The following is a 25,019-nucleotide window of genomic DNA, read 5'->3' as shown; positions in this document are numbered from 1 at the left end:
AGAATCAGCCGAAAAAATATCAGGCAAGATCCAGTTGCCGATCAGTATCAGGAGCATAATTGGCAACGCTATAAACCGCCTGTTTCCATTGCTCGCTTGCCATTAGCGTCTCGCGGTCAATCGGGTGACGACCATGCAATCGAACCAGACGCATATGTCTTAGCGGATCGGCATCACATTTAAGGTTATCCAGCACACTTTCAACTTCTGAGGGGTTATTGCAAAGTAGCAACAAGTCACAACCCGCAGCTAAAGCAGCTTCTGCACGAGCTGTACTATCTCCCATAATGGCAGCACCTGCCATACTCAGATCATCACTGATGACTGCACCCTGGAAGCCCATACGCTTACGCAGAATTTCCTGGATCCAATAGGGTGAAAAGCCAGCCGGCAAACTGTCGCATTTTTCATAAACAATATGTGCTGGCATGATGCCCGCCAAGGTTTGTGAGCAAAGTTGCCTAAATGGCAGCATATCAGCCTGCCACATATCTTCCAGATAGCGTTTATCGATCGGCAGACCTGAATGCGAGTCGACTTCCACTGCACCATGACCGGGAAAATGTTTACCAACAGCTGCCATGTAAGCCTGTTTCATGCCGCTGATATAAGCAGCAGCCAGTTTGGTGACCGCTTGGGGATCTCGATGAAACGCACGGTCACCAATCACTTCACTGATGCCGTAATCCAGATCCAGAACCGGTGCAAAACTGAAATCTACTCCCACGGCACGTAGTTCTGCCGCCATTAACCAACCGGTTACTTCGGCTTGTTTAAGGCTTTTTTGAGGATGTTGCATGTAATGCTGGCCTAACGTGCCAACAGGTGGAAGACGGCTGAAGCCTTCACGAAACCGTTGTACCCGTCCACCTTCATGATCCACAGCAATGATGAGATGTGGTTGACGTATTGCGTGGATTTCAGAAGTCAGTGCAGCAATTTGTTCCGGAGATTCATAATTACGGCTGAACAGGATGACACCGCCAACCAATGGATGTTGAAGAATTTCTCTTTCTTTCTCACTGATCGTTACGCCGATCAGATCCACCATCAACGGGCCTAATGTCATGTAATTACCTTATTCGTGAATGAGGACTTTCAAACCGGGTTTGACCAGATCAAACAACGTCAGCAAATCCTGATTGTGCATGCGGATACAACCGTGGGATTTAGCGATGCCCATTGGCTCGCTATCCGGTGTGCCATGTATGTAAATATAGCGACGCATTGTATCAACATTTCCCAGTCGATTCCTGCCAAGTTCCAGTCCGCTTAACCAGATTATGCGCGTTAAAATCCAGTCTTTATCGGGAAACTGTTTTGCCAGCTGTGGTGAAAAAATTTCACCAGTGGGCCGTCTGCCACGAAACACGGTATTAACCGGTTGCCCCTCACCAATACATGCCCTGATTATATGCCAGCCTCTGGGAGTGCATCCTGAACCTTCCTGTTCACCGGGTCCATTTAAAGCCGTTGAAACAGATGCAGAAAACAGCACCTCGTCATCCCGTATTAGCTGGCAACGCTGCTGAGACAGAGAAATGTCGAGAAAATGATTTGTCATGGTTAGATTTAAATTCAACCTGCTATTGGTCAATGACGTGTCGAACGATACGCCCGCGATACACCAAACCAAGTGTATATCTGTGATGCGGTCAGCAGCAACAAACCAACCATTGCTACCCATAGGAAATAGTCTGCCAGTGATTCACGCGGCATTTTGCGTTCGACTAGTAACGTCTGATAATGCTGTTGATCAATATTCTTCATGGCTGCTGCAAATTCATCGAGCGAACCAGCCTCAAAAGCCTGATAAGGAACCGACAGGCTTTTGAAAAAAGTATGTAAATGTCTTTCCGGCGCTCCCTGCCAGAGCACGCTTTCACCGGGCATTTCGTCAAGCGTCATGCCACTGACGGAACGCAGATAGATCCAATACAAACTGAGATTATTGTCCTGTAATATCTGGCTAATCCGTTGTTCCTGCTCAGCGGATAAAATTTGTCCTCCATCGGAAATCAACAACACAATTCGCGCTCCCCGATAGACTTCTCCATCAAACATTTCACCTGCTTTTTTTAATGCCACAGAGATATCGGTTTTGGTCAATCCGCGGCCCAACCCTCCTGCTTCAATGGTGGCCAGTGTGGTTTCCTTACTGTAGGTTAATGGCAAAATTCCGCTTGCCTGTTCACTGAAAAACACATAGCCAAAACGGTCATCAGGACGACTGGAAACAAACTCGGTCAAATAATAACGGGCAACACTACGCTTGCTTTCCTTGAAATTCATTTTAGTGGAGAGACGATAGGTGTGACGGCGAGCAAAAGGCTGATCCATACTGCGACTGCGATCCAGCAAAATAATGACTTCTGCTCCCTGTCCACTGCGCTGCACCGTATGTTCAGGGATATGTGGTTCTGCAACCGCCATGATTAATGCAGCAATCACAATCGATGCCATTACACGCAGTGTATAACCCATGACTGTGGAAACAGTATCGTGAGGTAATAATGATTCCCAGACAATTTGCTTTTCAGTATTACGACTTACCCACGGCAGCAGCGCCAGTGGCAATAAATAAAGCAGATATGGATGTGACCAACTCATGCTTTACAGACAATCAAACAGGTTAGAGAAGTTTCAATATTGAAATTCCATTTCGCCTGATAAAAAAGGTAAACTCCAGCTTACTCATGCTGTTTGGTGAACAGACTGTAAGGTAAAAATACCAGAAGCAGTAAAATTAAGGCGATTGATGCCAACCAGACAAACAAATCATATTTGACCGGTTGCTGCCGGGTGTCAGAAATTTTCTGCATTTCTTTGATCAATTTCTGTGGGGATGTTGGTGAAGAAATAAACTCAAAGCCAACCCGTCTTGAGACCGTTTCCATATGAGACTTCTTCTGCGAAGATAAATGTTCTGTCCGCGGACGGTTATTATTGAGCTCGGCCGCATCTCCTCGACTTGATGCGTACACATCTTTATGCATAACCTCGTTGATCTCCCAATATCCCTCTATTTCACCAAACTCATTGGTTTTTGGAATAGGCACCAGATCACTCCCCCCAATACCGACGATCACTCCAGGTACTTCGCCTGGTGTGTCAGTGAATTTGGGAAAAAGTGTTTCATGAACCGGTGGCGCTTCATGACCATCAGTTAAAAATACAACCGTTGGCTGTGGGGTAATTTCTTTAGCCTGACGAATCGCTGTATAGAGCGCTTTGGATACTTCACTGGAACGAGCCCACGCCATCGTTGGATGAAATTGAGACAGCATCTGCATCAGATCATGATAATTGGCACAGACTTCAACGGGCGTCATCAGAATCAGGCTGCGAGCTTCACTGAAAATTGCCAGGCCGGCATGAGAACCACATGGCATACTCAAAATTGACTGACGGGTATATTCCTTGGCCCAGTCCAGTCGAGTAATGGTTTCACTGCCAAAGCTAACATCTTCCACGTTCATACTGTCGGTTATATCAATGACAAATAGACTGTCCATCACCTCTATTTCGCGATCCACCGGAGGTAACCATAGAGCCGCCATAATCATTAACAGACTGATCAGCATGACCAGAGCTGTTAAAAATATACGTTTAGGATAACTCAGCCTCATGGTAAATCAACCTTGAATGCCTTGGTTTCAATACTGCGCTCGCTGTAGATCTCCTGCTTTTTAAAATTACCATCTACTTCAGGATCTTCTGGCACTAAACGCAGTGCTACCTCAAGATTAAAGCGGGCATCCCAGAAATCCGGCTGTTGTTTCAGAGCACTGCGATAATCCTGTTTAGCTAATTCAACCAGTGGAATCATTTGCGGATCATTGCCATCCATTGCTATCGCTTCACGTAAATTGATGTTGCCACGATTGAAATAGGCAGCAGGTAACAACTCTGTTTGCTGGCTGCCAAGAACCAAGGTGTATTGCTCTAAAGCTGCATCGTTCTCGTTTTGTTCAACCAGATAGCTGCCTTGTGCAAAATGTGCCCGAGGATGCTCCGGAATCGTTTCATATTGTTCGGGAGCAATGACAAAAGCTTCAACTCTTTTTTGCTGCCATAACTGCCAACTTGATAACAACATCAAACCAATGCTGATAACAAAAATCGACAGCAACACCCAGCGTAATAATTTTAATGTGTTACTCATGTGCTTTTCGAACTCCCCAGTAACTATATAGATGTGAACTTGCCAACGGCAGCATGGCAAGCAACGCTAACCATAAAAACCAGTCTGCCTTGGGTTCGTGCGGCACCAGCTCTTCGACAATCAAGGTCTGATATTGCTGTTCGTCAATTTCATCCATCGCCGCAGCAAACTCTTCCAATGATCCAGCTTCAAATGCCCGATAAGGAATGCCAATACTTTTAAAGAACTCATGAACTTTACGCTCGGGCAGATCGGTATAGAGAATATTGTCATTTTCCGACGGTTCCAGCGTCATGCCTTGTCTGGCTTTGAGATAAATCCAGTAAATACTAAGATTCATCTCCTTGTAACGTTTGGTGATTAATTCCATGGCTTCATCGGTCATTAACTGACCACCATCAGAGACCAGTAAAACAATTCGCGAACCACGATAGGGCTGATCCTCAAACATTAAAGCCGAATTCATTAACGCATCAGCCAGGTTGGTATCGGATAAGCCCTTACCTAAAGAATTTGCTTCAATCGTATTGAGAATAGCTTCTTTACTATAGGTCAGTGGTAACAGATTGATCGAATTCGTACTGAAGAAAACAAAACCAAACCGATCATCGGGACGTTTTTTTACAAACTCAGTCAGATAGGTTCGTGCAACCCGACGTTTGGAATTGTCGCCTGCAACAGAATAATTAGCAGCCTGAGTGGTCACAGCAAACGCATCGTCCATACTACGACTACGATCCAGCAGTAATACAATCTCAGCTCCCTCACCAAACCTCTCCACGGTTCGTTCCGGTATAGCCGGGCTGGCAACAGCGAGCAATAAAGCAGCAATAACCACGGAAGACAACACTTTCAACGTCAGGCTAATGGTTCGGGATAACGGATCGTGTGGTACTAGCGCTGTCCAGGCCACCGTTTTATCCAGATTGTTATTAAACCATGGTAATAACACCATCGGTAATAACAAAAATACAAGGGGGAAAGCCCATTCGAGCCCAAACAGCATCATGCCATTTTCTCCCTCGCCCGGCAGGCACGAGCCAGTTTAATCAAACTGTCAAAATCCGCATTCTGCTGAGGTTCCCGGCTGAAATAGTGTGATGCTGATTGCTGATAAAACCTTGTGATCTCTGGCTGTAAATCAGCTAACCACGGACAGGCATCCCACAATTGCTGAATCTGACTGTAAATCACCACCGTGCCGGCACTGTCATTAAATGCATGATGCATAACGCGTGTGGCAGCATCCACGTCTTTATGTCCAAACCAGCGTAATTTGTTCATTGAAAATACCGCTCTAGCAAACGGCAGACGTTTGCCCGGGCGTAAGCCAATATGCCAGACCAGCCATATAAGTGCCGTAATCAAAGCGACGGCAATGGCATATGTTAGTTGTTTTTGCAGCGAAGCAAAGTCTGCAGGAAGTAAACGCTGATCACCACGTAACGGAATTTCCATCGCATTTTCTTCAGTGGCATTCAAAAAAGATCCGGCAGAAAATTCAGCTGACGGAATATCCAGCAATTCACCCGCATTGGTTCTGAGGGTATAGGTGGGAGTCTGTAATGTGCGTGTTTCAGCAGGTACATTAACCAACTGATACTGCAGCTCAAGCACATTATTATTACTTGATATCTGCTGCAGATTAAGCCAAGGCCCATGTCGTTTGTTCAATTGCGGCAAACTGTCTGCATCAATATCGCTGACACTTACCGGCAGAACAATGCTGGTCGTTACAATATCACCAATCAAAAGGCCCCAACTGCGATCAATGTTAATGATCACATCCTGAGCCATGAGCTGACTACTGAAAATAAAACTGATAATGAGGATCCAACGGCGCATTATGTGCATTCCTATGATTTTTTCATGGCGGAGAAATACTGGGTCAATTGTTGTGGGGTGACCTCTCCAGAGACAAAAAGCGGCTTAACGCGATAGCGCATAAAACAGGCCGTCAATTTCTCAAAATGTTCATCCAATTGCTGCTGCCAACGTTTTTTGATACCCGGCCGAATCCATACGCTATGACGTTTTCCGGTCTCAGAATCCCTGGTTTCAGTCCAACCGGCATGTGAAGGCAGATGATCCACTTCATCATGTTGCCAGACGATAGGTATCACCGTGTAATGTGCCAACTTGCGTAAAGTGCGATCCACCAGGTCAATATCACAGCAAAAGTCTGATGCAATAAACACCATGGCTTTAGGGCTGGTAATCAAATCTGCAGCATCAAATAATCCTGCCGCGCCAGGCTCTGAAGGTGGCGCTGCATGAATGATTTTTTCAGCGGCCAAAGCAGGCATACTGCGCTGTCTGGTTGGCATCACTGAAACATCTTTACGCCACATGGCGTCAAATCCAGCCATGGCAAACCGATCGCCAAAGCCAATAGAGCTGTGAGCAATCATATGGGCCAGACGAGCCACCCGTTCATTACTGACACTTGAAACCGACATCGATCGGCTTAGGTCGGCAAGTAGCCATAAGGTAATAGAAGAGCGTTGCTGATAACGGCGAACCAGCCAGCGTTCCTGATTACCTAAAGCGGAATCGGCAATATTAGTGCGTAAACTGGCACGCACATCCAGACGCCGTGGGTCGGGGTAATCAAACAAGTCGGCAAAACCGGCAAAACGATCACCACTTCCCATTGCAGTTCCGTTGTGTGCACCTGGCACATGTCCGAAAACCTTATCTGGAAAGCGGTAGCTAAATTCCTGAGGTTGAATAGGCTTCATGATGAGGCCTGCTTACGGCGTAGCGATATGGTCGCGTAACGCCTGTACAAACTGCGGCATCAACTGCTCACGACGGCCTTCATAGACCGGCGACAGGAATACACGATGGGTCAATGATGGCAGTAACACATAATGAATATCGTCAGGCATGACATGGTCACGCCCTTCCAGCCAGGCACAAACCTTGGCCGCACGAACCATCGCCGACATACCACGAACACTGGCGCCGGCAACCACCAGATCCTCTACGTAGACATCGGGTAAGGTAATACCGAGTTTATGAGGTTCCCAGCTGGCATCCCACAGACGTACGACATAGTTTTCAATTTCCGGAGAAACATAGACGCTATTCTGAATATCCCGATCCAGAGCATTCAAATCACGATAGTTCAGCAGTGGGTCACCTATTGAACTCAGCAATTCATCTACATCATGAAATGCCGGATCAAAAATCAATTTACGACGCTGTTCATCTTCAAGTGGTCGACTGATATTAATCTCGAACAGGAAACGATCTCGCGCTGCCGCACTAAGTTCAAAGGTTTCCTCTTTTTCCACGGCATTACGATCAGCAAATACGATCATATGCGGAAAACGATACTCTTTACCAAACGCTTCAGCACTTCGCTCGGCCATCGCTCTGAGCAGCAGTGATTGAACCTGGGGGCGGGCACGGTTAATTTCATTAAAGAAAAACACCGCGGTTTCTTCGCCTTTGGCAATCAACGGACCAGGTTCGATGACCGGTTTACCATCAGCATTAACCCAGGCACTGTAAAGCAGATCGTTAGGCATTAAGTCCACACTACCTTCGATACGGCCAAATGCACCACCTAATGCTTTTGAGAAAGCCCGTAACAAGGTAGTTTTCCCCACCCCGACCCCGCCTTCAAGCAATACGTGGCCGCGAGCATGCAGTGCGATCAAGATCAAACGAATCGCCTGTTGCTGACCAATCACCACATTATTGACAACCTTTTCCAGTGCCAATGCATGTTCACGAGCAGTAGCTAATTGCTGCTTATCCGACATTCTCTCTCCCCTTTAAATAGGTAATTTTTTATTTTGAGCCTTATTCAAAAATCATTTTTCAAATGAAGGCTGTTTATCTAACGCATCTTTGCAAAGCGAGCAAAACCCTAGACTGACAGCAAATGCTGGAAAATCCCAGTGATTTGCTGTTTTAGTTTTGATTTTTATCGTTTGACTAGGGCTTGTTTATCTTTCATATCCACCACTGCTGGCGGCTATTTTTTCGTCCTACAAGGCGGAAATGATGCGATGTAGTTGTTCTACATAAGTCATTTCCAACGCCGTAGGGCGGAAAAATAGCCCCAGCCCTGCGGGTTGTGACTGAAAAAGCGCCACTCTGCGTTGCTCGTTGCTTATTTAGAATAACTAAAAGGCGCTCCTCGTGCCTTGATTGACGCTTTTTCAGCTCACAACAGAGGCGGAGATGAAAGATAAACAAGCCCTAGGTTTTGTTATCACAGGAATTTATCACTGAATATCAAAATGTGAAACCAGCTAACTAATAATAGATTTAAAATAAATACTCCATAAGCACTTAAAATGTTGTATCAGCTTTACTTGCAGAATGTTGTTTATTAAACAGTGAAAGCCAGTATCACACATCAGATATTTGCCCATGGACATCGGGCAAATATCCCGTTAACTGTGGTTCAGCTTTGCAGAGCCTATATCTGCGCCTAGACTATAGCGATTGTTTAGATGGATACATGATGAATCTCAGACTACAGCTTTTCTTTAGAATCATGCTGATAGGCTTTGTCTGTCTGGTCGTTAGTGCGGGTTATGTGCTTTATCAGACCGATCAGCAAGCCAAACTGGAGGCCGATCTGACTGCTTTGCGTATTGAAAAACAACTTACTCAGCAGTTACTGAAAATGTTCTCCCGTTATGATTACTCGATAGCTTTCCCGGATTCCAATATTTTGCAGCAACTGAATGGCGTGCCTGGCTCGTGTGTACAGTTTTTATCACGTACGGAAAGTCGTCGCCGCAGTTTGTGTAATGAAGTTGTGCATGATGAAACCCGATGGCCACAGTGGTTTGGTGAGCTTTATCAACAACTTTTCCAACCAAACTATGAAGCCAGTCGGCGGTTTTCATTTAATGCCATCACCTATGGCAACATTATTGTTTCGCTGAATATGGAAACTGAGATTGCCCGTGCCTGGAGTAATCTGCGTGCGGTGTTCGGTATTTTATCGGTAAGTATTCTGGCCGTATCGTTATTGGTGTTTATGACCATTCATCGGATGCTGCACCCGGCACAGCTTATCGTTCGTGGTCTGGAAAAAATGCGCCAGGGGGACTTGCAGACTCGTATCCCCAGTTTTGAAATAGGCGAATGGCGCCGCACCAGCGAAGCGATCAATGCGCTGGCCTCCACTCAGCAAGAGATTATGAATGAGAACCGTCAACTCGCACTGAAATTGATCAATGCTCAGGAGGAAGAACATCGTTATATCAGTCGAGAACTACACGATGAGTTTGGTCAGTGTCTCGCCGGTATTAATGCTTTAACTACTTCTATCAGTCAGACTGCACGTAAGGACTGTCCTTCAATTATCAGTGAAACCGAAGGTATCAGTCATATAACGGCTCATATGATGTCCGCTTTGCGTGGATTATTAACCCGTTTGCGTCCAGCTGATGTCGATGAACTGGGACTGACAAGAAGTCTGGAAAAACTGATAAAAAGCTGGAATCAGCGCTCTGGTGGAGAAACCCGATTTAAGCTTCAGATAGATGATGGGGTTGATTCATTACCAGAACCATTACCGGTCAATCTCTATCGGATTGTGCAGGAATCATTAACCAATATTGCCAAGCATGCTGATGCCAGTGAAGCAAACATCAAATTGAAATATGTTCATCAAAATCAGTTAACGCTGCAGGTTGAGGATAATGGTAAAGCCAAACGTGACAGCTTCAATCAGCATATGGGTGTAGGTTTATTGGGAATATCGGAACGCGTGAATGCTTTGGGCGGTAAAATTACCATGGATATCCAGAGCAAAGGCGGATTGAAACTGCTAATCAATTTACCGGTTAATCCAAAACCTGCACCGACAACGGAGCACCCGCATGTCTGAAAAATCGATTCAAATCCTGTTAGTTGATGACCATGCCATTGTGCGTGAAGGTTACCGCTCGCTGTTACAAAAACAACCCAATTTAACTGTAATAGCGGATGCCCGTGATGCTGCTGAGGCCTATCAGAATTATAAAACCTTCGAACCTGATGTGGTCATTATGGATATTTCCATGCCGGGACAAAGTGGTCTGGAAGCCATTTCACGCATCAGACAATATGATGGTCAGGCACGTATTCTGGTGTTCAGTATGCATCAGAATCCCAGCTTTGCATTACAGGCGATTCGAGCTGGTGCACTGGGGTATGTCACCAAAAGCAGCGATCCGACTTTGTTGATACATGGAATTTATCAGGTCTATGAAAACAAACTCAGTCTCAGTCCCGATGTGGCACAGGCATTGGCCGTAGAAAAACTGGGACAGGATAAAGCGAGGCTGGATGATTTAACGGTCAGAGAATTTGAGATTTTACGACTGTTACTTGAGGCCAATAATAACCAACAAATTGCAGACATTCTGAATATTAGTCCGAAAACTGTATCGAATTCACATTACATTATTAAACGAAAACTGGATGTGAATTCGGATATTGAACTCACCCGCCTCGCCATTCGCATGAAGCTTTTAAACTTGCGCGATTTGATTGACGAGGCGGAATGAATTCAGCTTTCGTGGATTAGGCGGCTTTATCCTTATCATCAAACTCATTACGAATCAGATAATCAAAAGCACCCAGAGCTGCTCTGGCGCCTTCGCCCATTGCCATAATGATCTGCTTGTATGGAATGGTCGTCACATCACCGGCAGCAAAAACACCCGGCATTGAGGTGGCACCGTGAGAGTCAATTTCAATCTCACCGTATTTACTCAATGTGAGCGTGTCTTTTAACCAGTCGGTGTTGGGCAACAACCCAATCTGCACAAACACCCCAGCCAGCTCGACATGATGTGATTCCTCAGTTGCACGATCTTTATAATTCAGACCGTTCACTTTCTTGCCATCGCCAGTAATTTCGGTGGTTTGCGCACCAATAATTACCGTTACATTATTCAGACTGTGCAGTTTTTTCTGCAATACCGCATCGGCTTTCAGCTGATCGGCATATTCCAGCAGGGTTACATGTCCAACAATACCGGCCAGGTCAATTGCAGCTTCGACACCGGAGTTGCCGCCGCCGATTACCGCAACATGTTTACCTTTAAATAACGGACCATCACAGTGAGGGCAATAGGCAACGCCATGACCACGGTATTCTGCTTCACCCTGCACGCCCAGCTCACGCCAGCGGGCACCAGTCGCAATGATGATTGACTTACTTGTCAGAGTGGCACCGCTTTCCAGTTCCACTTCAAGCATTTTGCCTTTCTGACTTAATTTGTTGGCGCGCTGTAACTTCATCACGTCTACTTCATATTCCTTCACGTGTTCTTCAAGTGCAGCGACCAGTTTTGGCCCTTCGGTCTCTTTGACTGAAATAAAGTTTTCAATCGCCAGGGTATCCATTACCTGCCCACCAAAACGTTCAGCCACGATACCGGTACGAATTCCTTTACGTGATGCATAAATTGATGCAGAAGCACCAGCCGGTCCGCCACCAATAATCAATACATCATAGGGGTCCCGCTGACTGATTTTTTCTGCTTCACGTTTAATGGCACCCGTATCCAGTTTGCCGATAATTTCTGCCAGGCTCATACGGCCCTGACCGAATACCTCACCATTCAGGTAAACAGTCGGCACTGCCATAATCTGACGTGCTTCGACTTCTTCCGGATACAGTGCACCATCAATCATGGTGTGATGAATATTTGGATTCAACACCGCCATCAGGTTAAGCGCCTGTACCACTTCAGGGCAGTTCTGGCATGACAAGGAAATATAGGTTTCAAATACAAACTCGCCATCAAGCTGTTTGATTTGTTCAATCACTTCAGGCTCGGTCTTCATCGGATGCCCGCCGGTGTGCAGCAATGCCAAAACCAGTGAGGTAAACTCATGGCCCATCGGGATGCCGGCAAAACGGATTTGCTCCTGCCCTTCAGGCTGTTTAATACGGAATGAAGGTTTACGTGCATCGTTATCGGCATCAGAAAAGCTGACTTTGTCTGACATATCAGCAATTTCCACCAGCAACTCACGCATTTCCAGAGATTTTTTGCCATCATCCAATGAGGCAATGATCTCAACTGGACGTTGCAGATTCTGCAGATAAGTTTTTAATTGCGCAGCAATATTAGCATCCAACATAAGGCACCTGCCTGTCTAAAATTCTATAAAGTATTTGGGTGATGTCCGGGCCGATCGGCCCGGACACACTGATCCAACGGATCAAGAATTTCGTAAGAAGTTGTCGTTAAATTAAACGAAAACTTGCTTCAGATTTTCTTTAGATTTTGCCAACCAGATCCAGAGATGGTGACAAGGTTTCTTCACCTGGCTGCCATGAAGCTGGGCATACTTCACCATCATGTGAGGCAACATATTGAGCAGCCTGGATTTTACGAACAAGTTCTTTTGCACTACGGCCAATGCCAAGATCGTGAACTTCGCACACTTTGATCACACCTTCTGGGTCGATAACAAATGTGCCACGCAGCGCCAGACCTTCTTCTTCAATCATGACTTCAAAATTACGGCTGATAGCACCGGTTGCATCACCAAGCATTGGGAAGTTGATTTTCTTGATGGTTTCAGAAGCATCGTGCCATGCTTTGTGTGTGAAATGGGTATCAGTAGATACTGAGTAAACTTCAACGCCCATTTCCTGCAGTTTCGCGTAATGGTCAGCCAAATCACCCAGTTCAGTCGGGCAAACAAAGGTGAAGTCAGCTGGGTAAAAGAATACTACTGACCATTTACCTTTCAGATCAGCATCAGTAACAGGTATGAATTCGCCTTTGTGAAATGCAGTGGTTTTAAATGGTTTAACGGTTGTATTAATCAAAGTCGACATGGTCTACTCCTTGTTGATTGTCAAAAGCGACAATCGTCATTCTATGGCTCGATGATGCAACGGTCAAACAACTTAATTCTATTAATATAATCGGAATAAGCGATTGCAATACAGTCTTAATGAAAAAAGCCCCTGAAGCTAAGCTTCAGAGGCTTTTAAAGTACGTTTGAACCGATATTAACGGTTGCAGATGTACATGGTTACTTCAAAACCGAAACGCATATCTGAATATTCTGGTTTAGTCCACATGATCATTTCTCCATTCTATTTTAAGGGTATCGCTATCCGCTTTTCTGGATAACGTGAGAAAGATATTACGCCGCAAAATAAAGAAAACTATCAGGCATAATCTTGATCGGACTCAGGATTTTACTGATTCCTCCAACTTATTCACGATAGATTTTATCGCAGTAGTCAACGTAGTTAATTGCTCCGAGGTAATGATGTAAGGCGGCATGACATAAATCATTGAGCGAAATGGTCTTATCCATACGCCCTGCTCCACGATAAACCCTGGCAACCAGTCCATAAACTTATCCAAAGGCTGATTTAGTTCCACCACCCCAATCGCGCCTTTGATCCGAACATCTTTAACCAGTGAATGGGAAGATAGTTCATTTAGCTCATCCGTAAGCTGTGTTTCAATTGCCCGCACGCTTTGTTGCCAGTTTGATTCAAGTAATACATCAATACTTTCACAGGCTACGCGACATGCCAACGGGTTACCCATAAATGTCGGGCCATGCATCAACACCCCCTGTCCGTCAGCTGAGATCCCTTGTGCCACTCTGGTTTGACATAGTGTGGCCGCCAACGTCATGTACCCCCCTGTCAGCGCCTTACCTAAGCATAGAATATCTGGCACGACACCAGCTGTTTCATAAGCGAACAAATCGCCTGTCCGACCAAAACCAGTAGCTATTTCATCAAAAATCAGCAACACGCTATGCTTGTCACACAAAGTCCGAAGCTCACGCAGATATTGCGGACAATAAAAACGCATGCCCCCAGCGCCTTGCACCAACGGCTCGACAATCACTGCCGCCAGCTGTTCATGGTTGGCTTCAATTAATGCCCGCATTTCAGCAATATCACTGTCCTGCCATTCAACATCGTCGCGACAGGTGGGGGCTGGAGCAAACAGATGTTGTGGAAGTACCTTGGCAAACTGGGAATGCATGCCATTAACCGGATCACAAACCGCCATCGCGCCGAAGGTATCGCCGTGATAGCCGCTTCTTAGTGACAGCAGTTTCTGCTTCTCTGTTTTACCCTGTGCAAACCAGTATTGAATCGCCATTTTAATAGCGACTTCAACTGATACCGAGCCGGAATCAGCCAGAAAGACATATTGCAGGGCATCATCAGTGATATCGATTAAACGTCGTGCCAGACTGACCGCCGGATCATGAGTCAAGCCGCCAAACATTACATGCGACATTTTATCGAGTTGATCTTTAGCTGCTGCATTAAGACGTGGATGCCCGTAACCATGAATAGCTGACCACCAGGAGGACATACCATCAATGATTTCGCGACCATTAGCCAATGTTAAATACACGCCTTTTGCCGAAATCACTTCATGTAAAAGCGGCGGATTTTCCACGCTACTATAGGGATGCCACAAATGCTGCGCATCAAATTGCAGATTGCTTAGTTCGGTCATGGTCGGAATTAAATCACGCTTAATGGTGGGATAAAACAAAACTGCCCGTACTTGACGGGCAGTATTCATTATAAAAAATTAATCGTTTTATTTTGTCACGCTGAAGCTCTCACCACAGCCACATTCAGAAGTGACATTCGGATTTATGAATTTGAAGCTCTGGTTCAGTCCTTCCTTAACAAAATCCAAAATCATGCCTTCCAACAGAGGCAGGTTATCTTTATCTACCACGACTTTGACATCGTCCTGCTCAATAATCATATCGTTGGCCGCAACGCTATCTGCGTAATCAAGGGCATAGCTATAACCTGAGCAGCCACTTTTGACTACCCCGATTCGTAAGCCAATGCCACTGTCACGCTTGGTAACCATGTCGCGAACGCGTTTTACTGCTGATTGTGTCAATGTAATTGTTGTCATTTCATTACCTGTTCATCAAATGGTTAAAACGACTGGCTTCTTTTTCAATTACGACTGCCAGTTGTTCAATTTGTTCTGTAGTATTTTCCAATGAAACACTCACCCGGACAGCACCTAATGCCGTCATATCATCTACGCCCATGGCTTTAAGCACATGGCTTGGTATTTGTCGTCCCGTGCCACATGCTGAACCACTGGAAACCGAAAACCCCTTGCGATCCAGTGACATCAGTAAGGTGTCGGAATCAAAACCCTGTAATGAAAAAAACACTGTATTTGGCAGACGTTCTGTTGACTGTGCAAAAACCGTCACCCCGGGTATTTCGCGTAATCGAATTTCCAGCAAATCTCTTAATTCACGACAATGTTGCTGATAATGCGTTAATTGTTGCTTGGCTTTCTCAGCTGCCGCCCCAAACCCGACTATTGCCGCAACATTCTCGGTACCACTGCGCTTTTCGTGTTCCTGACCACCACCTAATACATATGCAGGCCAGTCCAGTTTTTTATCAACAATCAGCGCACCAACGCCTTTTGGACCACCGAACTTATGTGCAGACAGACTCATCATCTGAATCCCAGCCGCCTGAAAATCAATTTCCAGCTTACCGGCTGCCTGCACGGCATCACTGTGAAATACGATATCCCGTTGCCTGGTCAGTTCGGTTAATTGAGCAATATTCTGTATTACGCCAGTTTCATTATTTGCCCACATCACCGAGACCAGACGGGTATCGTCGGTCAGTAAGGTTTCAAATATCTCAACATTGATCAGACCATCAGCATTCACCGGAATGAACAGTACTTCAAAACCCTGCTGTTGTAATCTTTTGGCGGGTTCAAGCACGGCTGGATGTTCAGTACTGCCAATTAAAACGCGTCCGGAATCGTACTTCTGAGCAACGCCACCAATGGCCTGATTATTCGATTCTGTGCCACCACTGGTAAATATAATTTGATCGGTTTCTACATTTACCAAATTGGCGACTTGTTGTCGTGCATGATCAATTGCTGCAAGCGTATAACGACCAAAACGATGGCTGCTGGAAGGATTACCCTGTTGCTGTTTAAGATAGGGCAACATCATATCCAGAACGCCTTCAGCCAATCCGGTTCCGGCGTTATGATCTAAATAAGCAAAGGACATAAGACTCAGTAACGAAAATTAAAGTGCATCAAATTTGATGACTTTTTCGCTGTTACCCCGGTTGTTAAGATTTCGTTCGTAGTCACTTACCACATGATGCAAGGTGATACCTGCCAGATAGAGTCGAATCTGATCACTCAGGCTTTGCCATAACTCATGACTGACACATTGCTCATCAGCATGGCAGTTATGTTTGCCCTGACATTGCGTGCTATCCACTTTTTCATCAACCGCTGAAATCACATCCAACACAGTAATTTCGGTAGCTGCCCGACTTAAACGATAACCACCGCCAGGACCACGTGAACTGCTGACTAACCCCTGTTTCCGTAATCTGGCAAATAACTGTTCCAAATAGGAAAGCGAGATACCCTGACGCTCGGATATATCAGCAAGCGTGATCGCGCCGACACCGTAATTCAGACTTAAATCGAGCATTGCTGTCACAGCATAGCGACCCTTCGTCGTTAAGCGCATATTGGTTTCCTATCACAGACTATTCTGATAGTTTTCCATACCCGACTATTTTAGTCAACTTTAGCTGAATCCTGATCTTTATCCAACTCGCATCCTTCCAGTTCAGGCATCGAAACATCTGGCATTTCGCCGCCTAAACGATGAATTGTCTGGCACATGGAATCCATGCGCTTTTCCATTAAATGAATATGTTCAATCAATCCATGAATGGCAGATGCCACCGGATCCAGTGTTTGTGTTGAGGTACCATAAGCATCAAAACCAACGGATTGCGCCAGCTTTTCCTGGGCTTTTTTGTCGGGGTTCTTCTGGCTTCTGACCACTCGTCCAGGGATACCAACAACGGTTTCATTCGCTGCAACATCCTTAACCACTACCGAATTGGAGCCAATACGGGCTCCTTCATGAACAGTAATCGGCCCTAAAACTTTTGCCCCAGCCCCCACAACAACATTATTGGTTAACGTCGGATGGCGTTTGCCACCTTTCCAGGAGGTCCCCCCCAGTGTCACACCATGATAGAGCGTGCAATCATCACCAATTTCGGCTGTTTCACCAATCACCACGCCCATGCCATGGTCAATAAAAAAGCGCCGACCGATTTTGGCGCCCGGATGGATTTCAATTCCGGTCAACCAACGACCGATAGTCGACATAAAACGAGCCAGCCACATCCAGCCTTTTTTCCATAACCAATGGCTGAAGCGATGCAGTGTTAATGCATGCACACCTGGGTAGGTGGTGACGATCTCAAACACATTGCGCGCCGCAGGATCTCTGTCAAATACGCAGTAGATATCTTCTTTAAAACGCTGCCAGCGGGTCACATGTAATTGATCGTTCATTTTGTACTCCTCGCTTTGGTCTCTGCTGCACGCAAAATGCCATGCAAAATCTGAACTTCATTCCGGTCAAGATCTGCACGGTTAAATAAACGACGAATCCGCCGCATTAAATTACGTGGATTGCTCGGATCTAAAAAGCCGATGGTGGTCAGACTGCGTTCGAAATGGTCGTATAAATGCACCAGATCTTCGGCGTGAATGGCCTCACGTTCTTCACCCACACGACCTCGTTCAATGGTCGGATTGAAACTCATGCGTAATTCATATGCCATAACCTGAACCGCAGCAGCCAGATTTAACGAACTATATTCTGGATTTGCCGGAATATTTATCAAGGTATGACATAGATCCAGTTCGTCATTTGATAAACCGGAATGCTCCCGCCCGAATACAATTGCAATATGGGTATCATCATCATATTTTTCAAGCGAGGCAACCGCTTCACGCGGATTCATTAATGGCACTGCAAGGTGTCTGAGCCGGGCACTCATGCCAAACACATGCTGACAACCGGTTAATGCCGACTGCAGGGTGTCATGCACCACTGCTTTCGCCAACACATCATCTGCTCCAGAAGCCCGTGCTGTCGCCTCGGCACTAGGATAGATTTTCGGCGATACCAGATGAAGATTTGATAAGCCCATGGTTTTCATTGCCCGGGCAGAAGCACCGATATTACCTGGATGTGTGGTGCCAACCAGCACAAAGCGAACTTTGTCTAAAAGAGTCATGCAGTTTTCCTGGTGATAAACATGGCGTCACCGTAACTGAAAAAACGATAACGTTGCTCAATGGCGTGATGATAGGCCGTCATTATATGGTCGCGTCCGGCAAAGGCCGAGACCAACATCAATAAAGTCGATTCGGATAAATGAAAGTTAGTGACCATCGCGTCTACTGAACGAAACTGGTAGCCCGGATAGATAAAGATATCTGTTTCACCTGAATAGGACTCAATTTCGCCACTACGTGAGGCGCTTTCCAATGCTCTTACGCTGGTAGTGCCTATTGCAATAACTCGTCCACCTTTTTTGCGAGTTTGACGAACCTTTTCACAAACGGTTTCGCTAACTTCAATACGCTCGGAATGCATTTGATGCGTACGAATATCCTCAACCCGCACCGGCTGAAATGTTCCTGCTCCGACATGCAATGTGACTTCAGTCATGTCTATACCGCTATCGCGGATTCGTTGCATCAGCTCATTATCAAAGTGCAGCCCGGCTGTCGGTGCTGCCACCGCGCCAATTTGCTTGGCATAGACGGTTTGGTATCGATCCAAATCATTTTTATCAACTTCACGCTCTATATAAGGGGGTAAAGGTAATCGTCCGTATTGTTCGAGCGCCTCAATTACGTCGCCTGCAATATCAAACTTAAGTTCAAATAACGCATCCTGACGGCCCAGAACCTCAACACGAAGCTCGGTTTCCAAAATTAAAATTCGACCCTCTCCCGGAGACTTGCTACTGCGAATGTGTGCCAGAACGCGTTTATCGTCCAGGACCCGTTCTACCAAAACCTCAATTTTCCCGCCAGTTTCTTTTTCGCCTAACAGGCGAGCAGGAATGACTTTGGTGTTGTTGAACACCAGCAAATCATTGGGTTTGAGTAAATCCAGAAAGTCGCTGAACAGGCGATCTGCCAGCTCACCACTATTTCCATCAAGTGTCAGCAATCGGCTGGCAGTTCGGTGTTTGGACGGATACTGGGCGATTAATTCGGGTGGGAGTTCAAATTGAAAGTCGGTACGTTGCATGGCGAGATCATAGCAGAGCTATTGCGCTTTTCGTTAGGTAAAATCGCTTCCAGACATGAAAATATCATCAAAACGTTAAAACGGGCTTTCATAATCGGACAGCCCTCGTTATAATGCTCGGCTTGTTGCCGGGGTGGCGGAACTGGTAGACGCGCCGGATTCAAAATCCGGTTTCTTCGGAAGTGCGAGTTCGATTCTCGCCCTCGGTACCAACATTAAACCTTTTATAAATCAACAGGTTTATCCAGAATATTTAAGCCCCATCAGTTATACTGTTGGGGCTTTTTATTTACCGACAGTAAACGTAAATCACCGCCTGTTTTCCTGCTTTACCGCTCAAGAACGATTCTATAACGCACATCTCCTTTACGCAGTTTTTCAATCGCCTCATTTATCTGATCAAACGGATACATTTCCACAACCGGCTTGACCTGATGACGTTGAGCAAATTCCAGCATTTTGTTGCAGGTTTGCATACTGCCGGTATCTGATCCGGAAATACTTCTTTGCGCTTCTGTCAGGTTGAATACTTTAATATCCAATGGCTCCATGGTTGCCCCGACAAAATGCAGCCGCCCTTTTGGTTTTAATTTACTCAGGTACAGATTCCAGTCCAGTTTGACGTTAACAGTAGAGAGAAGCATATCGAATTTTCTGGGCAGCTCAGCCATGACGACGGCATCACGCGAATCCACGCTGTAATGAGCCCCCATATCCAGAGCTTCCTGTAATTTTGCTGCGCTGGTAAATGCTGTGACTTCGCATCCCCAGGCTTGCAGAAATTGCAAAGCAATATGTCCTAACCCGCCAATACCGATTACTGCCACCTTATCTGTTGGCTTAATATCAAATTGCACTAACGGATTGAATACCGTCAAACCGCCACAAAGCAATGGCCCGACGGATTTAAGATCAATCGCTTCAGGTAAAGGAATAACACTATTGGCATTTGCCCTTACCTTATCGGCAAAACCACCATGATGGCCGACAATGGTAGGGGTAAGATCTGAACAGATATTTTCATCGCCGTTATGGCACTGTTCGCAGGTTTCACAATAATCAGCATACCAGCCTAATCCGACTGTTTGCCCGACTTCCAGGTTGGTGACAGCGGCACCAATCTGACTTATTGTTCCAACTACCTCATGTCCAGCAACGACCGGGTAAATAGACATCCCCCAGTCATTGTCGATAATGCTGATATCGCTATGACAAATACCGCAATATCGCACCTCAATCTCGACCTCATGCTCTCCTAACAGGCCGGGGTCATATTGATATGGAGTAAGTTTGGCCCCCCGCTCCAGCGCAGCATAAGCATTAATCATTTAATGTCCTTAATTCGGTCAGTAATGTGAATTACATGATTATTATAGGTCAGCATCGTTTGGACACTTATCCCAAACTGGCAACTTTCGATGAAATAGTGAAGCTAGGAGCAAAATGCATAGTTCACGTTTAATCATTTTGCTTTATTCATCTCCATTACTGAAGTAAATATCACTGTAAATATCCGTTAAGCATAATCTGAAGACGCATTTTTCATAATGCTTGTCAGATGTTATAGTCAAAAAAAAGCACCATAAACACATATAGCGCTATATCTATCGCCAGAATCTGTTGATCTTTCAAAGTCACCACTGCTGGAAGCTATTTTTTCGTTCTACAAGGCGGAAATGATGCGAGGCGGCTATGAATTACCAACAGACCCTAGTTTACTAAGCCCTTTTTGCCAAACTTACTTCTGTTTACTCAAATGGATCTGAACTGTCTGCAGAAATGATCCGGAGAGGTATTTATGCATAGGAAATTAACAATTTCAGTATTTTTAGTCTGTTCAGCATGCAGTCAAAATGATGTAAACCTGACATTTGCTGAGTTGGAAGCTGCTGGTTTTGAAAAACATCAGCAACAGTATTTCCAATTAGTAGGAGCAACCAACGCCTGGTCTGGCAAATGGGCCAATGAAGATGTCGAAGTGTATACCTTTGATGATCCCGATCTCGAAAACGCACCTTTTTATAAATCCATTAAAACAGATGGTTCTGATTCAAAGTGGGCCGATAAATGTGTCCACAAGAATGTGATTTTGCTTAGTAAGGGTTATCAGGCCTGTGATCGTCTCTATGAGCTTTAGTGTCTGTTGATCTTTCATAGCCGCCTCTGTTGTGACTATGAAAGATCAACAGACAGTAGATCAGAAGCAGTTGCGGAAAAATGACGATAATTTAATTTACGAGAGGAAATGAAATGAGTGAGGAGTATGCTCAACAACTAATTGATATTCTGCTTTTATCGGATAATTTTCAAATGGATTTAAAAGCCCTGATTTCCAAAGTGGCCCATTTTGATGGCGATTCGGTTGCCGATAGAAAATGTCTGGCAGAAGCATTTGATATGTTAACGAGAGAAAAACTTATTTGGGTAGATGATGAACCCATTTATGAAAGCCAAGGCGATCAAGTGCTTTTCAATGAGATGATTATTGGCTTAACCAAAACCGGATCCAACGCATCGATAAACTAATAAAAAAAGCCCTTTCAATTAATCTGAAAGGGCTTCTGTTAATGAAATATTATTCGGCTTCTTTAACAATCTGTGCCTGATGGAAGTTTTCAATACCCATTTTATCAATCAGGCTGAGTTGTGTTTCCAGCCAGTCAACATGCTCTTCTTCAGATTCGAGAATATTCTTGAATAAATCACGGGTAACGTAGTCACCAATCTGTTCGCAATATTGAATACCTTCTTTCAGGTCTGGTATAGCATCAAGTTCTAATGAAAGATCGGCTTCCAGCATTTCACGAGTATTTTCACCGATACGCAACGCACCCAAATCCTGCAGATTCGGTAACCCCTCCAAAAACAGCACGCGTTCCGTCAGGGCATCAGCATGTTTCATTTCATCAATCGATTCATGATATTCATGCTCATAGAGGTTTTTCAGACCCCAGTCCTTGTACATTTTGGCATGTAGAAAATATTGGTTAATGGCTACCAGCTCATTACCTAATACTTTATTCAACAGCTCAATAACTTTTTTATCACCTTTCATCGGATTCTCCCTTATTCCTGGATCTGATGAAGACGATTATCGTTCATAAAGAATAAATGTCAAAGATAAGCTATTGATATTAAAGGCAAATGATAACAATTATCATCTACATTCTGTTCCATACGAGGTGGAAAAATAAGAATTAGCAATTAAAGCTAAGTAAATTAGTGACTTGTTTGTTTGGCAAAAAGCCACAAATAAACTATGGAAATAAGACTTTGAAATATTCAGGATTGAATTGGAGTTGAGGTGGTTCTACTATCTGCGCAGAGTTAACGCGTACCGTTCACAGTTTGGGCCACCAGAAAGTTATCCTGTTCGCTAAGCTGTGGGGCATGTTGCTGCAAAACACGGTTTACCTTGAACTGACATTTACCACAGCTTGCGGCAGCACCAGTGCATTCACGGATAGCTTCCAGCGAGTCTGCGCCAGCATCAATAGATGCTTTAACTTTATCGACATTCACGTTGTTGCAAACACAAACTATCATGAAATAAACCCTATTGGTTAACCGTGTTGTTAATGATAATGATTGTTATTTATTAAGTCAAATGGCTTTTGTTATTTTTTGGGAGAAATTCCCAAAATTGCTACTTGCGATGCGGATGTTAACATCGTAACGTAGCTATAACAGGCCTTAAGAGAACAGTATGAAAGCAATATCAGCGACAGTATTAATAGTTGAAGATCATCGGGACTTGGCTGCTAATGTAGGTGATTATCTGGAAGTTGGCGGTTTTACCGTTGATTTTGCAACAGATGGCATTACCGCATTACAGTTATGTGAAGAGCACCATTACGACGCAATCGTTCTGGATATCATGCTCCCCGGAATTGATGGCTTTGAAGTCTGCCGCAGATTACGTCAGGAAATGCATCTACATACGCCGATCATTATGCTGACCGCCCGTGACACCATTAATGACAAGGTGAACGGTTTTGATTTGGGTGCAGATGATTATTTGATTAAACCTTTTGAAATGCGTGAGCTCGAAGCCAGGCTGATTGCAATGATCAGACGTCAACGGGGAGAGCTAGAAGGTGGAAAGTTAACGGTAGCCGATCTCACCTATGACCTCGATACCATGCGTGTTATGCGAGGTGATAAGCTTATCAAGCTGTCTCCGATAACGTTACACATCTTGCGGATTCTGATGCGCGAATCGCCAAAAATTGTCAGTCGCGAACGTTTGGAAGCTGAAGTCTGGGGTGATGATGCACCCGATAGTGATACGTTACGCAGTCATTTGTATAACCTGCGGAAAAGTCTGGATAAACCTTTTCAAAACCAGTTAATGCATACCTTACCAGGTGTGGGTTATAAGCTTTGCAGAGAAGAAGATCTTTAAAGCTTATTTAGCTTAACGGCTGCGAAACTGCGCTTTGGGAAAGTGCACACTGACCTCGGTCCCCTCGCCCATTTTGCTGGATAAACGCAGATTCCATTCATAGCGATTACATAACCGTTTAACAATAGTCATACCAATACCATACCCCGTAGTCTGTTGCTTCTCATCTGCACGGAAAAACGGTTTAAAGACTTTCTGCATTTGATCCCGGTCCATCCCAATTCCACTATCGGCCACTGAAAACCCGTCCGATCGGATAGAGACAGTAATATTGCCACGCAGAGTGTAATTAAAGGCATTACGCAATAGATTACCAATAAGAATCGGTAACACTCGTTCAGCAGCCAGTACGACTAAAATACCCGACTCTTCCACATTCACCGTGATCGGTTTATCGTGATGAATCATTCGCAGGTTATCCAGTTCCGCAGCTATCAAATCATTCACCGTGATTTCACGTAAAGGTAACGCCTCAACCTGCTCCCTGGCTAATAACAACAGCGTTTCAATCAGCGATTCCATATCCATCAGTGTGCGATACATACGGTTCATTTCTGTCACTGCTTGATCGCCATATTTGCGTTCAACCACCTCCAATGCTCCACGGATTACAGCTATTGGGGTACGTAATTCGTGACTGACGTCGCGGGTAAAATTCCGTTCACGTTCAACAAAGTTTTCCAGCCGGTTAGTAAATTCATCTAACGCCCGGACCAGACTGGAAACCTCGTCATCTGGAATGCTTCTCAAATCATGCAGATCCAACTGGGGAAAATTACCCTCCCGAAAGTCCACTTCGTTGACTGCCCGTGACAGTTTCATTATGGGTGAAACTGCCTTATGTGACTGTCGATAGGCAATCCAGGCCAGCAGATAAAGCACAACTAGAACCATCGCCAGAGGTAATAGACCAAAGACTAAAGCCAGTCGGGAAACCTTCACTTCATCAAAAATCAGATACAGACGACGATCACCTTTGTCCTCGACATAAACAATGGGCTGCTGGCCTGCCAGCTCAGCACGTTTCAAGCCTGGTCCCAGCTCCTGTAAGGCTGGTGGTAACTGAGAATAATTGTCCCGTTCGGCCATGTAAGCTTTTAGGTTCATGGTGTTGGGTAATGGAAACTGCGGATCTTCTGCACGCATATCCCAGAAATGTTGGGCTTCACCCTCTAGAGCAGCACGCACCAATACATCTTCAAGGGTTGCTTTTGCAGCGTAAATTCCGGCGATAGCCACCAGACTAATTAATGCAATTTGTATTAAAAAGACTTTAACCAGCTTGGCATGAAGATTGGTATTGGATTTAGCCATCGA

Annotated in this window: 28 protein-coding genes and 1 tRNA gene; 6 read left to right on the top strand and 23 right to left on the bottom strand. The window is 45.1% G+C overall.

Features of this window, described 5'->3' with window-relative positions:
* Positions 1-19: 19 nt before the first annotated feature.
* The 9 genes from nagZ to B3S93_RS12420 form a co-directional block, all read right to left on the bottom strand.
* On the bottom strand, positions 20-1,069 hold the full coding sequence (gene nagZ / locus B3S93_RS12460) for a beta-N-acetylhexosaminidase (RefSeq protein WP_292403279.1): 1,050 nt from the start codon (positions 1,067-1,069) through the stop codon (positions 20-22).
* Positions 1,070-1,078: 9 nt separating this feature from the next.
* A complete protein-coding gene (locus B3S93_RS12455) occupies positions 1,079-1,564 on the bottom strand; it encodes a L,D-transpeptidase (protein WP_292403277.1) in 486 nt (161 codons plus the stop codon).
* A gap of 29 nt (positions 1,565-1,593) precedes the next feature.
* The gene (locus tag B3S93_RS12450; RefSeq protein WP_292403274.1) at positions 1,594-2,610 is read right to left on the bottom strand and encodes a vWA domain-containing protein; all 1,017 of its coding nucleotides are present in this window, start codon (positions 2,608-2,610) and stop codon (positions 1,594-1,596) included.
* An 80-nt stretch (positions 2,611-2,690) separates the two neighbouring features.
* Positions 2,691-3,629, bottom strand: a complete 939-nt coding sequence (locus tag B3S93_RS12445; RefSeq protein WP_292403270.1) for a VWA domain-containing protein — start codon at positions 3,627-3,629, stop codon at positions 2,691-2,693.
* On the bottom strand, positions 3,626-4,165 hold the full coding sequence (locus B3S93_RS12440) for an MxaK protein (RefSeq protein ID WP_292403267.1): 540 nt from the start codon (positions 4,163-4,165) through the stop codon (positions 3,626-3,628). The genes B3S93_RS12445 and B3S93_RS12440 overlap by 4 nt, the downstream gene beginning before the upstream one ends.
* Positions 4,158-5,174, bottom strand: a complete 1,017-nt coding sequence (locus tag B3S93_RS12435) for a VWA domain-containing protein (RefSeq protein ID WP_292355938.1) — start codon at positions 5,172-5,174, stop codon at positions 4,158-4,160. Before B3S93_RS12435 ends, B3S93_RS12440 begins: the two co-directional genes overlap by 8 nt.
* Positions 5,171-6,010 carry a hypothetical protein gene (locus B3S93_RS12430; protein ID WP_292355940.1) on the bottom strand — a complete coding sequence of 280 codons (840 nt, stop codon included), beginning with the start codon at positions 6,008-6,010 and terminating at the stop codon, positions 5,171-5,173. Before B3S93_RS12430 ends, B3S93_RS12435 begins: the two co-directional genes overlap by 4 nt.
* Before the next feature lie 11 nt (positions 6,011-6,021).
* Positions 6,022-6,906, bottom strand: a complete 885-nt coding sequence (locus B3S93_RS12425) for an MxaS protein (protein WP_292355942.1) — start codon at positions 6,904-6,906, stop codon at positions 6,022-6,024.
* Positions 6,907-6,918: 12 nt separating this feature from the next.
* Complete coding sequence (locus B3S93_RS12420) at positions 6,919-7,938, bottom strand: AAA family ATPase (protein ID WP_292403265.1); 1,020 nt, start codon at positions 7,936-7,938, stop codon at positions 6,919-6,921.
* Between the two features lie 707 nt (positions 7,939-8,645).
* Between B3S93_RS12420 and B3S93_RS12415 the strand changes: the two genes are divergently transcribed.
* Positions 8,646-10,028, top strand: a complete 1,383-nt coding sequence (locus tag B3S93_RS12415) for a histidine kinase (protein WP_292403262.1) — start codon at positions 8,646-8,648, stop codon at positions 10,026-10,028.
* Positions 10,021-10,689, top strand: a complete 669-nt coding sequence (locus B3S93_RS12410; RefSeq protein WP_292355948.1) for a response regulator — start codon at positions 10,021-10,023, stop codon at positions 10,687-10,689. Before B3S93_RS12415 ends, B3S93_RS12410 begins: the two co-directional genes overlap by 8 nt.
* Before the next feature lie 16 nt (positions 10,690-10,705).
* Here B3S93_RS12410 and ahpF read toward each other — a convergent pair whose 3' ends face one another.
* From ahpF to queA, 10 genes are all read right to left on the bottom strand, one after another.
* Positions 10,706-12,277 (bottom strand): alkyl hydroperoxide reductase subunit F, encoded by a 1,572-nt coding sequence (ahpF, locus tag B3S93_RS12405; protein WP_292355950.1) that lies wholly within the window; start codon positions 12,275-12,277, stop codon positions 10,706-10,708.
* Positions 12,278-12,416: 139 nt separating this feature from the next.
* Positions 12,417-12,983, bottom strand: coding sequence for an alkyl hydroperoxide reductase subunit C (gene ahpC / locus B3S93_RS12400; protein ID WP_104934625.1), 567 nt, complete (start codon positions 12,981-12,983; stop codon positions 12,417-12,419).
* Positions 12,984-13,160: 177 nt separating this feature from the next.
* On the bottom strand, positions 13,161-13,232 hold the full coding sequence (gene pqqA / locus B3S93_RS12395; RefSeq protein ID WP_081443609.1) for a pyrroloquinoline quinone precursor peptide PqqA: 72 nt from the start codon (positions 13,230-13,232) through the stop codon (positions 13,161-13,163).
* 112 nt (positions 13,233-13,344) lie between these two features.
* On the bottom strand, positions 13,345-14,649 hold the full coding sequence (gene bioA / locus B3S93_RS12390) for an adenosylmethionine--8-amino-7-oxononanoate transaminase (protein ID WP_292403512.1): 1,305 nt from the start codon (positions 14,647-14,649) through the stop codon (positions 13,345-13,347).
* 87 nt (positions 14,650-14,736) lie between these two features.
* Entirely contained in the window at positions 14,737-15,069 is a 333-nt protein-coding gene (locus B3S93_RS12385) for a HesB/IscA family protein (RefSeq protein ID WP_292355953.1), read from the bottom strand.
* Positions 15,070-15,073: 4 nt separating this feature from the next.
* On the bottom strand, positions 15,074-16,216 hold the full coding sequence (locus B3S93_RS12380) for a cysteine desulfurase family protein (protein WP_292355954.1): 1,143 nt from the start codon (positions 16,214-16,216) through the stop codon (positions 15,074-15,076).
* Between the two features lie 18 nt (positions 16,217-16,234).
* Complete coding sequence (locus tag B3S93_RS12375) at positions 16,235-16,693, bottom strand: Rrf2 family transcriptional regulator (protein WP_292355956.1); 459 nt, start codon at positions 16,691-16,693, stop codon at positions 16,235-16,237.
* A 50-nt stretch (positions 16,694-16,743) separates the two neighbouring features.
* Positions 16,744-17,538, bottom strand: a complete 795-nt coding sequence (gene cysE / locus B3S93_RS12370) for a serine O-acetyltransferase (protein WP_292355958.1) — start codon at positions 17,536-17,538, stop codon at positions 16,744-16,746.
* Positions 17,535-18,269: an RNA methyltransferase gene (locus B3S93_RS12365; protein ID WP_292355960.1), complete on the bottom strand. Its 735-nt coding sequence runs from the start codon at positions 18,267-18,269 to the stop codon at positions 17,535-17,537. The genes cysE and B3S93_RS12365 overlap by 4 nt, the downstream gene beginning before the upstream one ends.
* A complete protein-coding gene (queA, locus tag B3S93_RS12360; protein ID WP_292355962.1) occupies positions 18,266-19,297 on the bottom strand; it encodes a tRNA preQ1(34) S-adenosylmethionine ribosyltransferase-isomerase QueA in 1,032 nt (343 codons plus the stop codon). Before queA ends, B3S93_RS12365 begins: the two co-directional genes overlap by 4 nt.
* A gap of 127 nt (positions 19,298-19,424) precedes the next feature.
* Here queA and B3S93_RS12355 point away from each other — a divergent pair.
* Positions 19,425-19,509, top strand: a tRNA-Leu gene (locus tag B3S93_RS12355).
* Between the two features lie 117 nt (positions 19,510-19,626).
* On the opposite strand, the gene ahr is transcribed toward B3S93_RS12355, so the two are convergent.
* Positions 19,627-20,625 carry an NADPH-dependent aldehyde reductase Ahr gene (gene ahr / locus B3S93_RS12350; protein WP_292403258.1) on the bottom strand — a complete coding sequence of 333 codons (999 nt, stop codon included), beginning with the start codon at positions 20,623-20,625 and terminating at the stop codon, positions 19,627-19,629.
* A gap of 470 nt (positions 20,626-21,095) precedes the next feature.
* Between ahr and B3S93_RS12345 the strand changes: the two genes are divergently transcribed.
* Both B3S93_RS12345 and B3S93_RS12340 read left to right on the top strand, forming a co-directional pair.
* Positions 21,096-21,434 (top strand): hypothetical protein, encoded by a 339-nt coding sequence (locus B3S93_RS12345; RefSeq protein WP_292355965.1) that lies wholly within the window; start codon positions 21,096-21,098, stop codon positions 21,432-21,434.
* Between the two features lie 113 nt (positions 21,435-21,547).
* On the top strand, positions 21,548-21,823 hold the full coding sequence (locus B3S93_RS12340; RefSeq protein WP_292355967.1) for a hypothetical protein: 276 nt from the start codon (positions 21,548-21,550) through the stop codon (positions 21,821-21,823).
* 49 nt (positions 21,824-21,872) lie between these two features.
* Here the strand turns inward: B3S93_RS12340 and bfr are convergent, their stop codons facing one another.
* On the bottom strand, positions 21,873-22,352 hold the full coding sequence (gene bfr, locus B3S93_RS12335; RefSeq protein WP_292355969.1) for a bacterioferritin: 480 nt from the start codon (positions 22,350-22,352) through the stop codon (positions 21,873-21,875).
* Positions 22,353-22,624: 272 nt separating this feature from the next.
* A complete protein-coding gene (locus tag B3S93_RS12330; protein ID WP_292403255.1) occupies positions 22,625-22,843 on the bottom strand; it encodes a (2Fe-2S)-binding protein in 219 nt (72 codons plus the stop codon).
* 160 nt (positions 22,844-23,003) lie between these two features.
* Here B3S93_RS12330 and B3S93_RS12325 point away from each other — a divergent pair, with 160 nt between their 5' ends.
* The gene (locus tag B3S93_RS12325) at positions 23,004-23,702 is read left to right on the top strand and encodes a response regulator transcription factor (RefSeq protein ID WP_292355973.1); all 699 of its coding nucleotides are present in this window, start codon (positions 23,004-23,006) and stop codon (positions 23,700-23,702) included.
* Between the two features lie 12 nt (positions 23,703-23,714).
* Here B3S93_RS12325 and B3S93_RS12320 read toward each other — a convergent pair whose 3' ends face one another.
* Positions 23,715-25,016 carry a sensor histidine kinase gene (locus tag B3S93_RS12320; RefSeq protein ID WP_292355974.1) on the bottom strand — a complete coding sequence of 434 codons (1,302 nt, stop codon included), beginning with the start codon at positions 25,014-25,016 and terminating at the stop codon, positions 23,715-23,717.
* Positions 25,017-25,019: the final 3 nt, after the last annotated feature.

The sequence above is a fragment of the Methylophaga sp. UBA3613 genome (genome assembly GCF_002375415.1).
Lineage (GTDB): Bacteria > Pseudomonadota > Gammaproteobacteria > Nitrosococcales > Methylophagaceae > Methylophaga.
This window is presented reverse-complemented; position numbering and strand designations above follow the sequence as displayed.

Coding starts and splice junctions, on each gene's coding strand:
- B3S93_RS12435 (WP_292355938.1), bottom strand. CDS start 5,174: ATGATGCTGTTTGGGCTCGAATGGGCTTTCCCCCTTGTATTTTTGTTA.
- B3S93_RS12430 (WP_292355940.1), bottom strand. CDS start 6,010: ATGCGCCGTTGGATCCTCATTATCAGTTTTATTTTCAGTAGTCAGCTC.
- B3S93_RS12385 (WP_292355953.1), bottom strand. CDS start 15,069: ATGACAACAATTACATTGACACAATCAGCAGTAAAACGCGTTCGCGAC.
- ahpF (WP_292355950.1), bottom strand. CDS start 12,277: ATGTTGGATGCTAATATTGCTGCGCAATTAAAAACTTATCTGCAGAAT.
- B3S93_RS12440 (WP_292403267.1), bottom strand. CDS start 4,165: ATGAGTAACACATTAAAATTATTACGCTGGGTGTTGCTGTCGATTTTT.
- B3S93_RS12455 (WP_292403277.1), bottom strand. CDS start 1,564: ATGACAAATCATTTTCTCGACATTTCTCTGTCTCAGCAGCGTTGCCAG.
- B3S93_RS12415 (WP_292403262.1), top strand. CDS start 8,646: ATGATGAATCTCAGACTACAGCTTTTCTTTAGAATCATGCTGATAGGC.
- cysE (WP_292355958.1), bottom strand. CDS start 17,538: ATGAACGATCAATTACATGTGACCCGCTGGCAGCGTTTTAAAGAAGAT.
- B3S93_RS12445 (WP_292403270.1), bottom strand. CDS start 3,629: ATGAGGCTGAGTTATCCTAAACGTATATTTTTAACAGCTCTGGTCATG.
- B3S93_RS12345 (WP_292355965.1), top strand. CDS start 21,096: ATGCATAGGAAATTAACAATTTCAGTATTTTTAGTCTGTTCAGCATGC.
- B3S93_RS12330 (WP_292403255.1), bottom strand. CDS start 22,843: ATGATAGTTTGTGTTTGCAACAACGTGAATGTCGATAAAGTTAAAGCA.
- B3S93_RS12320 (WP_292355974.1), bottom strand. CDS start 25,016: ATGGCTAAATCCAATACCAATCTTCATGCCAAGCTGGTTAAAGTCTTT.
- nagZ (WP_292403279.1), bottom strand. CDS start 1,069: ATGACATTAGGCCCGTTGATGGTGGATCTGATCGGCGTAACGATCAGT.
- B3S93_RS12375 (WP_292355956.1), bottom strand. CDS start 16,693: ATGCGCTTAACGACGAAGGGTCGCTATGCTGTGACAGCAATGCTCGAT.
- B3S93_RS12365 (WP_292355960.1), bottom strand. CDS start 18,269: ATGACTCTTTTAGACAAAGTTCGCTTTGTGCTGGTTGGCACCACACAT.
- B3S93_RS12340 (WP_292355967.1), top strand. CDS start 21,548: ATGAGTGAGGAGTATGCTCAACAACTAATTGATATTCTGCTTTTATCG.
- queA (WP_292355962.1), bottom strand. CDS start 19,297: ATGCAACGTACCGACTTTCAATTTGAACTCCCACCCGAATTAATCGCC.
- bioA (WP_292403512.1), bottom strand. CDS start 14,649: ATGACCGAACTAAGCAATCTGCAATTTGATGCGCAGCATTTGTGGCAT.
- B3S93_RS12380 (WP_292355954.1), bottom strand. CDS start 16,216: ATGTCCTTTGCTTATTTAGATCATAACGCCGGAACCGGATTGGCTGAA.
- B3S93_RS12410 (WP_292355948.1), top strand. CDS start 10,021: ATGTCTGAAAAATCGATTCAAATCCTGTTAGTTGATGACCATGCCATT.
- B3S93_RS12325 (WP_292355973.1), top strand. CDS start 23,004: ATGAAAGCAATATCAGCGACAGTATTAATAGTTGAAGATCATCGGGAC.
- bfr (WP_292355969.1), bottom strand. CDS start 22,352: ATGAAAGGTGATAAAAAAGTTATTGAGCTGTTGAATAAAGTATTAGGT.
- B3S93_RS12425 (WP_292355942.1), bottom strand. CDS start 6,906: ATGAAGCCTATTCAACCTCAGGAATTTAGCTACCGCTTTCCAGATAAG.
- ahr (WP_292403258.1), bottom strand. CDS start 20,625: ATGATTAATGCTTATGCTGCGCTGGAGCGGGGGGCCAAACTTACTCCA.
- B3S93_RS12450 (WP_292403274.1), bottom strand. CDS start 2,610: ATGAGTTGGTCACATCCATATCTGCTTTATTTATTGCCACTGGCGCTG.
- ahpC (WP_104934625.1), bottom strand. CDS start 12,983: ATGTCGACTTTGATTAATACAACCGTTAAACCATTTAAAACCACTGCA.
- B3S93_RS12420 (WP_292403265.1), bottom strand. CDS start 7,938: ATGTCGGATAAGCAGCAATTAGCTACTGCTCGTGAACATGCATTGGCA.